This is a genomic window from Allobosea sp. 05T422_2 (assembly GCF_056396265.1).
Genome location: NZ_JBFTLD010000197.1, coordinates 1 through 12,586, shown reverse-complemented (window position 1 = coordinate 12,586; position 12,586 = coordinate 1). Strand labels below are relative to the sequence as shown.

General features: G+C 64.5%; 13 protein-coding genes and 1 pseudogene. 8 read left to right on the top strand and 6 right to left on the bottom strand.

From position 1 onward, the window contains the following. The 3 genes from secF to AC1DJT_RS26065 all read left to right on the top strand — a co-directional run. The coding region (secF, locus tag AC1DJT_RS26075; protein WP_476835176.1) for a protein translocase subunit SecF at positions 1 to 946 on the top strand (946 nt) is incomplete at its 5' end. 20 nt (positions 947 to 966) lie between these two features. Then, positions 967 to 1,344, top strand: a complete 378-nt coding sequence (locus tag AC1DJT_RS26070; RefSeq protein ID WP_476771067.1) for an Mth938-like domain-containing protein — start codon at positions 967 to 969, stop codon at positions 1,342 to 1,344. A gap of 116 nt (positions 1,345 to 1,460) precedes the next feature. Next, positions 1,461 to 2,354, top strand: coding sequence for a phytoene/squalene synthase family protein (locus AC1DJT_RS26065; RefSeq protein WP_441505971.1), 894 nt, complete (start codon positions 1,461 to 1,463; stop codon positions 2,352 to 2,354). Between the two features lie 146 nt (positions 2,355 to 2,500). Here AC1DJT_RS26065 and trmFO read toward each other — a convergent pair whose 3' ends face one another. Beyond that, positions 2,501 to 3,913: a methylenetetrahydrofolate--tRNA-(uracil(54)-C(5))-methyltransferase (FADH(2)-oxidizing) TrmFO gene (gene trmFO / locus AC1DJT_RS26060; RefSeq protein ID WP_476835175.1), complete on the bottom strand. Its 1,413-nt coding sequence runs from the start codon at positions 3,911 to 3,913 to the stop codon at positions 2,501 to 2,503. Positions 3,914 to 4,083: 170 nt separating this feature from the next. After that, positions 4,084 to 4,236, bottom strand: coding sequence for a DUF1127 domain-containing protein (locus tag AC1DJT_RS26055; protein ID WP_113515780.1), 153 nt, complete (start codon positions 4,234 to 4,236; stop codon positions 4,084 to 4,086). 449 nt (positions 4,237 to 4,685) lie between these two features. Here AC1DJT_RS26055 and AC1DJT_RS26050 point away from each other — a divergent pair, with 449 nt between their 5' ends. Continuing rightward, a complete protein-coding gene (locus tag AC1DJT_RS26050) occupies positions 4,686 to 5,354 on the top strand; it encodes a ceramidase domain-containing protein (RefSeq protein ID WP_476769776.1) in 669 nt (222 codons plus the stop codon). A gap of 21 nt (positions 5,355 to 5,375) precedes the next feature. On the opposite strand, the gene AC1DJT_RS26045 is transcribed toward AC1DJT_RS26050, so the two are convergent. Next, positions 5,376 to 6,314: a LysR family transcriptional regulator gene (locus AC1DJT_RS26045; RefSeq protein ID WP_476769775.1), complete on the bottom strand. Its 939-nt coding sequence runs from the start codon at positions 6,312 to 6,314 to the stop codon at positions 5,376 to 5,378. A gap of 125 nt (positions 6,315 to 6,439) precedes the next feature. Here AC1DJT_RS26045 and AC1DJT_RS26040 point away from each other — a divergent pair, with 125 nt between their 5' ends. From AC1DJT_RS26040 to AC1DJT_RS26030, 3 genes are all read left to right on the top strand, one after another. After that, positions 6,440 to 7,321 carry a pirin family protein gene (locus AC1DJT_RS26040; protein ID WP_476835174.1) on the top strand — a complete coding sequence of 294 codons (882 nt, stop codon included), beginning with the start codon at positions 6,440 to 6,442 and terminating at the stop codon, positions 7,319 to 7,321. Between the two features lie 100 nt (positions 7,322 to 7,421). Then, entirely contained in the window at positions 7,422 to 8,048 is a 627-nt protein-coding gene (gene ycaC, locus AC1DJT_RS26035; RefSeq protein WP_441505966.1) for an isochorismate family cysteine hydrolase YcaC, read from the top strand. A gap of 43 nt (positions 8,049 to 8,091) precedes the next feature. Further along, positions 8,092 to 8,781, top strand: coding sequence for an isochorismatase family protein (locus tag AC1DJT_RS26030; protein ID WP_476776243.1), 690 nt, complete (start codon positions 8,092 to 8,094; stop codon positions 8,779 to 8,781). A gap of 205 nt (positions 8,782 to 8,986) precedes the next feature. Here AC1DJT_RS26030 and AC1DJT_RS26025 read toward each other — a convergent pair. The 3 genes and pseudogenes from AC1DJT_RS26025 to AC1DJT_RS26015 all read right to left on the bottom strand — a co-directional run. Continuing rightward, positions 8,987 to 9,337 (bottom strand): annotated as a pseudogene (locus AC1DJT_RS26025) (SH3 domain-containing protein); the annotation flags it as partial. A 15-nt stretch (positions 9,338 to 9,352) separates the two neighbouring features. Then, positions 9,353 to 9,988, bottom strand: a complete 636-nt coding sequence (locus AC1DJT_RS26020) for a pyridoxamine 5'-phosphate oxidase family protein (RefSeq protein WP_476835173.1) — start codon at positions 9,986 to 9,988, stop codon at positions 9,353 to 9,355. Positions 9,989 to 10,203: 215 nt separating this feature from the next. Continuing rightward, positions 10,204 to 11,061 carry an endonuclease/exonuclease/phosphatase family protein gene (locus AC1DJT_RS26015; protein WP_441505963.1) on the bottom strand — a complete coding sequence of 286 codons (858 nt, stop codon included), beginning with the start codon at positions 11,059 to 11,061 and terminating at the stop codon, positions 10,204 to 10,206. Positions 11,062 to 11,342: 281 nt separating this feature from the next. On the opposite strand from AC1DJT_RS26015, the gene AC1DJT_RS26010 reads away from it, so the two are divergent. Further along, positions 11,343 to 12,586: phospholipase D family protein (locus AC1DJT_RS26010; RefSeq protein ID WP_476835172.1), on the top strand; the 1,244-nt coding region annotated here is incomplete at its 3' end.

Below are 12,586 nucleotides of genomic sequence, written 5' to 3'. Positions count from 1 at the left end.
GCTTCGCATCGTTCCCGACAATACCCGTTTCAAGATCGTCCGCTTCCGGCGCTTCAGCTATCCGTTCTCGGCGGCCTATTCGATTCTCGTCCTGGTGCTCTTCCTCACGGTGGGGCTGAATTTCGGCATCGACTTCCGCGGCGGTACGCTGATCGAGATGCAGTCCAAGGCCGGCAAGGCCGAGATCGCCTCGGTCCGCCATACGGCCAATGGTTTCGGCTTCGGCGAAGTCGAGGTCCAGGAATTCGGCAGCGCCGGCGACATCTCGATGCGCTTTGCGCTGCAGCCCGGCGGCGAAACGGCCCAGCAGGCCGTGGTCGCGAAGGCACGCGAGGCTTTCGCGGGTACGCATGATTTCCGCCGGGTCGAGACCGTCGGTCCGCGCGTCTCGGGCGAGCTGGTCCAGGCCGGAACGCTCGGCGTCGTGCTCGCCATTGTCGGCGTGCTGATCTATCTCTGGTTCCGCTTCGAGATGCAGCTCGCGATCGGCGCGATCGTCGGCACCCTGCACGATATCGTGCTGACCGTCGGCTTCTTCCTGATCACGCAGCTCGAATTCAACCTGACCTCGATCGCGGCGATTCTGACGATCGTCGGGTACTCGCTGAACGAGACCGTGGTGGTGTTCGACCGCACGCGCGAATTGCTGCGCCGCTACAAGACCATGCCGGTCCAGGAACTGCTCGACCTCTCGGTCAACTCGACGCTGTCGCGCACCGCAATGACCGCCACGACGACCGTTCTCTCGCTCATCGCGCTGGTGCTCTTCGGCGGCACGGCGATTGAAGGCTTTGCGCTCGTCATGCTCTTCGGCGTGGTGGTCTGCACCTATTCGGCGATGTTCATCTCGACACCCGTGCTGCTCTATCTCGATGTGCGCGCCGGGCGCCTTGATGCGGATGTCGAAGAGAAGGTTCCGGCCGGAGCCAAGCCGAAGGCGAGCTGAGCGGGCGGAGCGCCCTGATCATGCCACGCTTTGAAGGTTTCGTTCCCGGGCGGCATCAGATCGATGCCTTCGGAGCGGGCGGGTTCCGGTTTGCCGATATGAGCCATCGCGGCTCGATCCTGGCCTTGCCGGCTGGAGTCCATATCTGGCCGGTCTCGTCTTTCGCGAAGGTGACGATCAAGAGCCTCCAGCCCGTTCTCGATGCTGCAGATACGATCGACTTCCTGCTGATCGGTACGGGACACGACATCGCCTTCGTGCCCGCAGCCTTGCGCGAGCGCTTTCGCGAGGCCGGCATCACCATCGAGGGTATGGCGACGGGGGCTGCGGCGCGGACCTACAATGTTCTCGTCGGCGAAGACCGGCGTGTAGCGGCGGCGCTGATCGCGGTTGAGTAGCAGGGCGCGCGGCGATCATGCTCGTGGGGCGTAGCCAGCCCGGCCTTGCCTGGCCTAGACTGACACTTGATCCAAGGCCGCGCCTGTGAGGCGACTGCCTGGGCGGGACGATCCGCATGACGACCAGAACTGACGATCGCCGCGAGACGCTGCCCGAGGCCCTGCCGGAGGCTTATGCTCATTGTGCCGCACTGGTGCGCGAGGCCGATCACGATCGCTATATCGCCAGTCTGTACGCGCCGGAGGCCGTGCGGCCCGGTCTTTTCGCGCTCTATGCCTTCAGCCACGAGATCGCGAGGGTTCGCGCCGCGGTGAGCGAGCCGCTGCCCGGCGAGGTCAGGCTGCAATGGTGGCGCGACCTGCTGGAGGGTGACGCCAAGGGCGAGGTGCATTCGCATCCTGTTGCCGCCGCGTTGCTCGACACCATTCTGCATTACCGCCTGCCGATCGCGCCGCTGACCGGGCTGATCGAGGCGCGCATCTTCGATCTCTATGACGATCCGATGCCCTCTCTCGGCGATCTCGAGGGGTATGCCGGCGAAACGGCAAGCGCGCTCTTCCGGCTTGCGTCGATCATCCTGGCCGAGGGGCGTGATCCGGGTGGCGCGGCGGCTTGCGGCCATGCCGGCGTCGCCTATGCGCTGACCGGATTGTTGCGCGCTTTCCCCTGGCATGCGGCGGCTGGCCAGGTCTACGTGCCGGCGGAGATTCTCGCCCGAAACGGCGTAATCCGCGACGACATCGTGCGAGGGCGCGGCGGGCCCGGCGTGCTCTACAGTCTGAAGGAACTCCGGGCGATCGCGCGCAAGCACCTCGCCAAGCTGCGGGAGCTGCGTGAGACGATTCCGCCTACGCTCGTACCGGCCTTCCTGCCGGTCGCGCTGGTCGAGTCCTATCTGAGGAAGATGGAGCGCACCGGCTACGACCCGTTCCGGAGCATCATCACGCTGCCGGCCTGGCAGCGGCAATGGATTCTCTGGCGCGCGGCCAGGAAGGCCATGCGGGGTTAGATCGCGCGCGTTTGCATCGGCGTTCCCGAAAATCGCAATCCACGTTTCGGGCCGAAGCAATAATTCGCAGGACGCCGCGCCGGCCGAGAAAAAACCCTCTCCCGGAAGGAGAGGGTTGGAATGGATTACCCCACGCCGAAGGCTCTCTACTCTGCCGCCTCAGCCGCAGCGGCGCCCGCCCACGCATCGAGATGCTCCTTCGCGCGGGCCGTCAGCGCCTGCTTGCGGGCCACGCTCTTGGCAGGGCCCTTCAGGCGCTTGCCGTCCGGCCCCGTCTTGGGTGCGTCCTCGATATGCGGGAACAGGCCGAAATTGATGTTCATCGGCTGGAAGGAGCGCGGCCCCTCGTCGATGGTGACGATGTGCCCGCCGGTGATGTGGTTGACCAATGCGCCAAGCGCCGTCGTCGCAGGGGGCAGTTCGAGCGGGCGTCCGAGCCGCTCGGCCGCGGCCATGCGTCCGGTCAGCAGGCCAATGGCGGCGCTCTCGACATAGCCTTCGCAGCCGGTGATCTGTCCGGCGAAGCGAAGGCGCGTATCGGCCTTGAGCTGCAGGGACGGAGAGAGCAGCTTCGGCGAGTTGAGATACGTGTTGCGGTGGATGCCGCCCAGGCGAGCAAATTCGGCATTCTGGAGCCCGGGGATCATCCGGAAGATCGCAGCCTGCTCGCCATATTTCAGCTTGGTCTGGAAGCCTGTCATGTTGAACAGCGTGCCGAGCGCATTGTCCTGGCGCAGCTGCACGACCGCATAGGCCTTCACTGTCGGGTTGTGCTTGTTGGTCAGGCCGACCGGTTTCATGGGCCCCCAGCGCAACGTCTCGCGCCCGCGCTCGGCCATGACCTCGATCGGCAGGCAGCCATCGAAATAGGGCGTGCCCTCCCATTCCTTGAACTCGGTCTTCTCGGCCGCCAGCAGCGCGTCGATGAAGGCCTCGTACTGGTCGCGGTCGAGCGGGCAGTTGATGTAGTCGGCGCCGGTGCCGCCGGGGCCGGCCTTGTCGTAGCGCGACTGGAACCAGGCCTGGTCCATGTCGATCGAGTCGAAATGGACGATCGGGGCGATGGCGTCGAAGAAGGCGAGTTCGGTCTCGCCGGTCAGGGACTTGATCCCGTCAGCGAGCGCCGGCGAGGTGAGGGGGCCGGTCGCGATGATGACATTGTCCCAGTCTGCCGGTGGCAGACCGGCGATCTCGCCACGTTCGATGGTGACGAGCGGGTGGGCTTCCAATGCGGCGGTGATCGCCTGCGAGAAGCCGTCGCGGTCGACCGCGAGGGCTCCGCCGGCCGGGACCTGATGGGCATCGCCCTTGGCCATGATCAGTGAGCTGAGCCGGCGCATCTCCCAATGCAGTTGGCCGACGGCGTTGGACGAGGAATCGTCCGAGCGGAAGGAGTTGGAGCAGACGAGCTCCGCCAACCCCTCGGTCTTGTGCGCGTCGGTGCCGCGAACAGGGCGCATCTCGTGCAGGACGACCGGGACTCCGGCTTCCGCGATCTGCCAGGTGGCTTCAGAACCGGCGAGGCCGCCGCCGATGACATGGACTGGTTTCGTGCTCATGCCTGCGATGTGTCCGCAGGCGGGCCGAAGGTCAAGAGAGAGGCGTCAGTGACGCAGCCCTGAAACGCAAAATGCCCGCCTGGGAGGAGGCGGGCATTCGCTCTTCGACCGGACCGCGGGGAGGACGCAGGTCCAGGAGAAACTATGATCTCGGTAGGCGCGGACAGTAATCAGGCAGCGTGCGAACGGGCGACGTACTGGATTTCCGAGCGGGACAGGCCGAGATCGTCCAGCTCACGGTCGGTCAGACGCGAGAGTTCACGGACGGTTTCGCGATAGCGAAGATAGGCGCGGATTTTAGCAGCAATCATGGTGACGAACATTGGTTTGGCTCCTGGGTGCCGGGTCATTTCTGGCCCGACAACGATGAATTCGTTGTGCACTGCATATAAGGGAGGCTGGCTGCTAATTGGAGGGGCAGGATATCAGTTCCGTTATGCGATTGGCGCATGGCTATTTAACCAGCCCTTTACATTTTTGCCACGCCCCGCGTCTGTTGCGTAGGAAACTATTAACCAAGCACCATCGAGTGCCTAAATTCTAGGCCGTTTCGGTTCGCTACCGAGGAGTCGATTCCGGTGTGGCGCGCAATTGGGCGATATGCAGTGGTTTGCCATGCGCGCCTGACTCGAATCGGAAAAGCCCGGAACGGGCCGGTTTTCCGCGGTCGTCACGCTTTTGCTTCAAGGTTTATGTTGCGCCGCAATGTCGCGCTTGCGTCGCCGTCGCCGGGGCGCTGTGGCAAGCTGGGCTGACGCTGGAGAAGCTGCTGTTGCCGTCACAAGCGATCATGTCCTTTGGCTACTGCGAACGCGCCAGCCAGGCCTTCTGGGCAGAGCCGATGAACGCGCTCAGCAATGGCGCCTTCATCCTGGCCGCGATCGCGGGCCTTCTGCTCTATCGGCGCTCGGGTCGGCGCGACTGGCCAGCTGCMGCGCTGATTGCTCTCGTCGTCATGATCGGTATCGGCTCGTTCCTGTTCCACACCATGCCGCAACGCTGGACGCTGCTGGCCGATGTGCTTCCGATCCAGTTCTTCGCGTTCTCCTATTTCGGGTTGGCTCTCGTCCGTTTCATGGGGGCGCGGCCAGCGGTCGCGGCCGGCGGTACACTGTTCTTCCTGCTTGCGTCCTTCCTGCTCGTGTCGGGGCTCGGCGCGCTGCTGCCGCCCGGCATGCGCGGCTCCGGCGGATATGCCTCCTTCGTGCTGGCGCTGTTTGGGGTCGCGTTCGCGGTGCGGATGCGCGGTGAGGGCGATACGGCGGCACGTCTGCTCGGCCTCGCCGGTTTGGTCTTTGCGCTGTCGCTCAGCTTGCGCACGCTGGACCAGGTTCTGTGCCAGAGCGTCCCCTTCGGCACGCATTGGCTCTGGCACCTGCTGAACGCAATGGTGCTCTATCTGTTGCTGCGTGCGGCGATCGATCGGCCCTCGGCGAATTGATCCGATCCGGGCATTGCGGGATCACGGCCGGCCCGCGACGGCGAAGGCCTCCTTCTCGGCCCGGTCAAGCACCGCGTATTCGGCGGCCAGGACATCAAGCAGGGCACGGACGGATGGCAGGAGACCGCGGCGCGACGGAAAAACGGCGTGGATGATGCCGGCCCGCGGCGTCCAGTGCGGCAGGACCTCGACCAACGTTCCCGCTTGCAGGTCGTCCTGGACCACCATGGTCGGGAGTTGGACGACGCCAACGCCCTCAAGCGCGGCAAGCCGCAGCGCAACCATGTCCTCAGTGACCAGCCGAGGGGTGTGGCGGATGATCGCCGTGGCGCCGCTGGGCCCGCTGAGGCGCCATTCATGCTCCTGATGCGGATCTCCCCAGGACAGGCTGGGCAATGCGCTGAGGTCGGCGGGAACGAGAGGCCGGGCGATGTCTTTCAGCACGCGGGGCGCGGCGACCAGCCGCTGGGTGCTCTCGGCCAGAACCTTCATCACCAGCTCGCTTTCCTCCAGTGGCGGGAAACGAACCCGGATGGCGATGTCGAAGCCTTCGCGAATGACGTCGACGCGCCGATTGGTGCTTTCCAGTTGCACCTCGACCTTGGGCCAGGCGGCAAGGAAGCGGGCGACCATGCCGCCGATCTGGAAATAGAGCACGGCTGACGGGCAGGCGACGCGCACGATGCCCTGAGGTGCGGCCCGGGCCCGCTCGATCGCTTCCTGGCCGGCGTCGACCTCGACCAGCATCGCGACGCAATGGCGATAATACTCGCGGCCGATCTCGGTGACGGCGAAGCGCCGCGTCGAGCGCTGCACGAGACGCACGCCCAGTCGCTCCTCAAGCAGCGCTAGCCGGCGGCTCAGCCGCGAACGCGGCATTCCCAGCGCTCGGGCTGCCGCAGCGAAACCCTGATGGTCGACGACCTGAGCGAAGAAATAGAGATCGTTCAGGTCCTGCATCGGATGCTCCATTGTCCTGCTCATAGGACACAGTGGCGAGATAATGCCGTCTACCGGCCATTTTGTCTCATTCTTATTCTCCTGGCCAACGCAACGCCTTTGCAACGCTCCCAAGGAGAAACGCAATGAGAAAGGTTCTCGGGGTCTTCAGCAGCCCGCATCCCCATTGGATCGGGGATGGCTTTCCCGTCCGCTCGATGTTCTCGCATGCCGGTCAGGGCGAGCATGTCAGCCCGTTCCTGCTGCTCGACTATGCCGGGCCGGCACAGTTCGCGCCGGCCGCTCAGCCCCGTGGTGTCGGCACGCACCCGCATCGCGGCTTCGAGACGGTGACCATCGTCTATCAGGGGGAGGTCGAGCATCGCGATTCAACCGGCAAGGGCGGTCTGATTGGCCCTGGCGACGTGCAGTGGATGACGGCCGCGTCAGGTATCCTGCATGAGGAGTTCCACTCGGAAGCCTTCACCCGCAAGGGCGGCACGCTCGAGATGGTTCAGCTCTGGGTCAACCTCCCGGMCAAGGACAAGAGCGCAGCTCCCGGCTACCAGACGCTGCTCGACAAGGAGATCCCTGCGGTCAAGCTGCCCGATGGGGCGGGTACGCTCAGGGTGATCGCGGGCAATTACCAGGGACATGTCGGGCCGGCCCATACGTTCACGCCCATGAATATCTGGGACCTGCAGCTGCTGCGTGACGGGGCAACTTCGCTCGTCCTTCCGGAAGGCCACACCCTCGGCGTCGTCGTCCTGCGCGGCAACATCCTGATCAATGGCGCGGACAAGGCGCGGGAAGCACAGTTCATCCTGTTCGACCGTCTGGGCGGCGAGGTGACCCTGGAGGYCGACAGCGATGCCGCGGTGCTGATCGTCAGCGGCGCGCCGTTCGACGAGCCGGTAGTCATGCATGGCCCCTTCGTCATGAACACGGCCGAGGAGATCCGTCAGGCGATGATCGATTTCCAGAGCGGCCGGTTCGGCGCCATCCCGCAGGCGGCGTACGGGCGCTGAGGACAGGAGGCTCCGGATGTCCGCGCCGGGGCCGTTCCTGGAGGGGCGGCGCCATCGCCGCCCCGATAGCGGAACCACAAGACCAGCAAGGATCATGACAATGACCAAGCCCTATACGCGCCTGGACAAGGACAATGCTGCGGTGTTGCTTGTCGACCATCAGGCCGGCCTGCTGTCGCTCGTTCGCGATATCGGCCCCGATCAGTTCAAGAACAATGTCCTGGCGCTCGCCGACCTCGCCAAATACTTCAAGCTGCCCACCATCCTGACGACGAGCTTCGAGGATGGGCCGAACGGACCTCTGGTTCCGGAGCTGAAGGAGATCTTCCCCTCGGCTCCCTATATCCCGCGCCCGGGCCAGATCAACGCCTGGGACAACGAGGATTTCGTCAAGGCGGTCAAGGCGACCGGACGCAAGCAACTGATCATTGCGGGCGTGGTGACCGAGGTCTGCGTGGCATTTCCGGCGCTTTCCGCGTTGGCCGAGGGCTACGAGGTCTTCGTTGTGACTGACGCCTCAGGCACCTTCAACGAGATCACCCGGCACTCGGCCTGGGATCGGATGTCGGAAGCCGGGGCGCAGCTGACGACCTGGTTCGGTGTCGCCTGCGAGCTGCATCGCGACTGGCGCAACGATGTCGAAGGCCTGGGGGCGCTCTTCTCCAACCACATCCCCGACTATCGCAATCTGATTTCCAGCTACAGCGCGGTGAAGGCGTCGAAGTGACCGGCCTCGCAACCGCATCAATCCAGATCACATGAGGATAGCCATGAGCACCTTTGCGAATATCGCGAACTTCAACGGCCAACGGCCGGTCATCGATCCCGACGATGCCGTGATGCTGCTGATCGACCATCAGAGCGGGCTGTTCCAGACCGTCGCAGACATGCCGATGACGACGCTGCGCGCCCATGCAGCCGCGTTGGCCAAGATGGCAACTCTGAGCAAGATGCCGGTGATCACGACGGCGTCGGTGCCGCAGGGGCCAAACGGTCCGCTGATACCGGAGATCCACCAGAATGCCCCGCATGCGACCTATGTTGCGCGTCGTGGCGAGATCAATGCCTGGGACAATCCGGACTTCGTCGCTGCGGTGAAAGCGACCGGGCGCAAGACGCTGATCATCGCCGGCACGATCACCAGCGTGTGCATGGCCTTCCCGAGCATCAGCGCGGTTGCCGACGGGTACAAGGTCTTCGCGGTCATCGACGCGTCCGGCACCTATTCGAAGATGGCGCAGGAGATCACGCTTGCTCGTGTCGTCCAGGCCGGCGTCGTGCCGATGGACACCGCGGCGGTAGCCTCGGAGCTCCAAAAGACCTGGAATCGCGACGACGCCCAGCAATGGGCGGAGGTCTACACGAGGATCTTCCCGCCCTATCAGCTCCTGATCGAGAGCTACACGAAGGCGCAGGAGGTTGAGAAGAACCAGGAGCAGCTCGACTCGCAGCGCAGCTGACGTCGGCTACGCCGGGTGGTGTGCCCCTTGGCGCCCGCCCGGCAGCTTCGGCCGCTTCATTCAAGGCGGTGGCCGAGCGGTCCCTATCATCGGGCCGGATCTCGTATCCGGTCCGATGATCTAACTTTCTGTGTTTGCAGCGGCTTTCCCGAAAACCGCAAGCCCCGGCCGTTGCCTTAACCGCCGCCTCGCGCAGAAATTTCCCCCGGACCCAACCCGTGCGGCCGTTGTACCGGACTTTGCACCATCGCCCCGCCCGAGCCACCCGTTGCTGCTTCGGGCTCATTCGCTGGCATTCCGCCAGAGATGGCACGCCGGTGCAGCCAAGATTCTGCAGCCGCCGGCCGTCGGACGGAACCACCCCCGTTCTGGCGGCTGACGGCTTCGGCGCCGCGCGCAGGGCGAGGACATCATGTCCGGCAATGCCGGTGACGGCCCAGAAATCTGGGCCAGCGACTTCGGACCTCGCCGGAATGACAGGCGAGCAGATCCCGACCAGGCAGGCGAACAGGGCCGAGCGAACTTTGACGATCAAGCGGCGCCTGTCCCTAAGCATCCTGCAGCTTGAACTCTAATAAAGTCGCGATTTGTAACCCTCCGCGAGATTCGCTTCGGCTTCCGCCACTCCGATCGCCTTGGTCTGTTCAGCCACGATGCGGCCGAGCGAAGGGAAGCTGTGCCGCGGAACCTGCGTCGCGGGGTCCCAGAGCTTCGAGCGGATCAACGCCTTGCCGCAATGGAAATRGGCTTCGTCGATCTCGACCAGCATGCCGGTGACCGGGGTGCGTTCCTGGACGGTCGAGGGTTCCAGCAGGCCCTGCTCGCGTGTGACTCTGGCACGGCCGTTCACCCGCAGGGTCTCGTTGATGCCGGGCACCATGAAGATCAGGCCGATGCCGGGCGACGCGAGGATGTTGCCAAAGGTGTCGACCCGGTTGTTGCCACGCCGGTCCGGGATCAGCAATGTCCTGTCGTCTAGGACCCTGACGAAGCCGGGTGCATCGCCGCGCGGGCTGGCATCGGCACCACCTGCACCGTCACCGCTGGCGATGACAAGGAAGGGCGAGAGCGCGATAAAGTCGCGGCAGAACTGATCAAGATGCTTCAGCACCTTGCTGTCGGCGATCGGGTTGACCGGGCCGATATGCGTCCGCAGTTCAACCGCATCCTCGATCAACGCTGCCGGCTCGGTGGCTGTCGCAGTCATGAAGTCCTCTCGCCCCTTGCATGGTGCCAACCGCGTGACGGGCTAAGCGATCGATTGTTGTGCAAGCTAGCGTCAGATCTCGGATGATGCCACCGCAGGCGGCGCGCCCGGATGCATGGCGGGGGTGCTTACCCAGCGGTACAGGCGATTCTTGCTGATGATGGTTGCTCAGTCCAGGGGGCGGGGCGTCACGGGCGAGCCCCCGGAGCMGTTCTTCAAACGGGGCTCTTCACGCCCTGCCTCTGGGCGGCGTGCTCTATCCGGCCAGCCGTCACCACGCCCGGGGAGGGGGAACGCTCGGGGCGAGCCGCCTGTCCGAGGCTGAGCGCGGCCTTGATCGGCAGATGATCGGAGGCGATCTGGGCGAGAGGGCTGTCGTGAACCTCGATGAGCGAAACCAGATCATGCGGGTTGGCGATGATGCGATCGAGCGACCAGACCGGAAAGCGCGTCGGGAAACTCGCCACGGCACCGTCGAGCGGTCCAAAATCCGGATGAAGCTCCTGCAGGGACGAGTGCCTGCCGATCCGCCACTCGTTGAAATCGCCCATCACCACGACCGGGCGGCCGTCGGGAGGCTCCGAGGCTGCGAGGATGCTCCGGACCTGGCGCGTCCGCGAGCGGTGCAGCAGGCCAAGATGCACGGCAATGATCCGTACCGGACCGGCGCGCAATGTCAGGTCGACGACCAGGCCGCCGCGAGGCTCGGCACCCGGCAGCACGAGTTGCTCGACCCTGTCGACCACGCCGTCTCGGAACAGCACCAGATTGCCATGCCAGCCATGCCCGTTGCGGGTGGCCCGGAGCGGCACGGCCGTGAGCCCGCATTCACGCTCCAGCGCGTGAAGGTCGAGCAGTCCCAGGCGCTCTCCGAAGCGTTGATCGACTTCCTGCAGCGCGATCACATCCGCATCGATCTCCTTGATGACGTTCATCGTGCGCCAAGGATTGAAACGCCGGTCGCGGCCCACACATTTGTGGATGTTATAGGAGGCGACCAGCGTGTTGCCGCGGCTCGCGCGGTGATCGCCGTTGGAATAGGATTTGCGCTGTTGCCGCAAAGCCGTGGCCATCAGCGGTCCGAGGGATTTGAGCCCCCGCGGGAGCCGACGTTTCCGGAACATGAACAACGGTTTCCTGAGGCGTTAGGCGGAAGGGTGATGGGCAGAGGTTTGTTTGTAACAGAACGATTCGTAATGCAGTCTGTTCAACCTGTCCCGGGCTGTTCTCGATACTGTGTCCGGCAAGCGGTCGTTCATCTGTCGTCCAGATCTAGCAGAGGAGAGATGGATCCAACCYTCGCCGCGAGTGCCCTAGTGGCTCCTCGCTGCGACGACCCGGCCTCTCCTCGACCATGATGCACTTGCTCCTGATCATCGTTGCATTCGCTGGCCTGCTCGCCCTGGCATCGGCCATCGCAACCTATTCCTATGGCCATTTCGCCCGGCGTGCGAAGGGGCCGCCGTCCAGCGCCCTGGCCGTCGCCGATGACGAGACGCTGCTGGACAGGATCCTCTCGCAGCTCGTCGCCGGGCGCGAGAACGAAACCGGCCTCCTGCTGCTCTCTGAAAATCTCGACGCTTTTGCGGCGAGGGCGGTTGCGGCCCGCAGTGCCGGGCGCAGCCTCGACCTTATGTACTATGTCTGGAAGAACGATCTGACCGGACTGCTTCTCGCCCACGAATTGTTGGCTGCCGCCGATCGTGGCGTGCGGGTGAGGCTGCTGATCGACGACATCAACACCCGCGGGCTGGACGGTGCCTATCTCTCGCTCGATGGGCATCCCAACATCTCGGTCAGACTGTTCAATCCGAGCCGGGCTCGGCGCGGTGGCTTGCGGCGCGGCATCGAGATGGTGCTGCGCGCGGTCTCCGTGACGCGGCGGATGCACAACAAGGCCTGGATCAGCGATGGTCGGCTGGCAATCGTCGGTGGCCGCAACATCGGCAATGAATATTTCGCCGCTGCCAAATCCTCCAACTTCCAAGACCTCGACGTTCTGCTCGTCGGAGCCGCGGTGAAGCAGACGGAAGCTGTCTTCGACGCCTTCTGGAACAGCGACGTGGTGATCCCGATCGATGCCCTGGTGACCTGGCGGCAACCGAAGCTGGCGCGCTTGCGCAACGCACTCGCGAAGCTGCTCAAGAGCGCTCGCGCGCGTCCCTATATCGAGCGTGTCCGCGAGCGCATGTCGCTGACGGACACGCTCAATCTCTCCGAGAAGATCCACTGGGCACGCGAGGCCAAGATCATTTCGGATCCACCCGAGAAGGCTTTCGGCGGCAAGCGGGAGAACTGGTTGCTGGGCGCGCTCATGCCCAGCATCGCCGCCAGCCGGGATGTGCTCGAGATCACGTCTCCCTATTTCATTCCCGGCAGCGACGGGACGGCGCAGTTGAGCGGTCTGGTCGCAAGGGGGGTCGATGTCGCGATCCTGACCAACTCGCTGGCGGCGACGGATGTCGCTGCAGTCCACGGGGCCTATGCCCAGTACCGCGAGCGTCTGTTGAAAGGAGGCGTGCGTCTCTACGAGCTGCAGCGCTATGCGAGCCGGCAGCAGATCTCCGTATTCGGCTCGAGCGGCGCCAGCCTCCACAC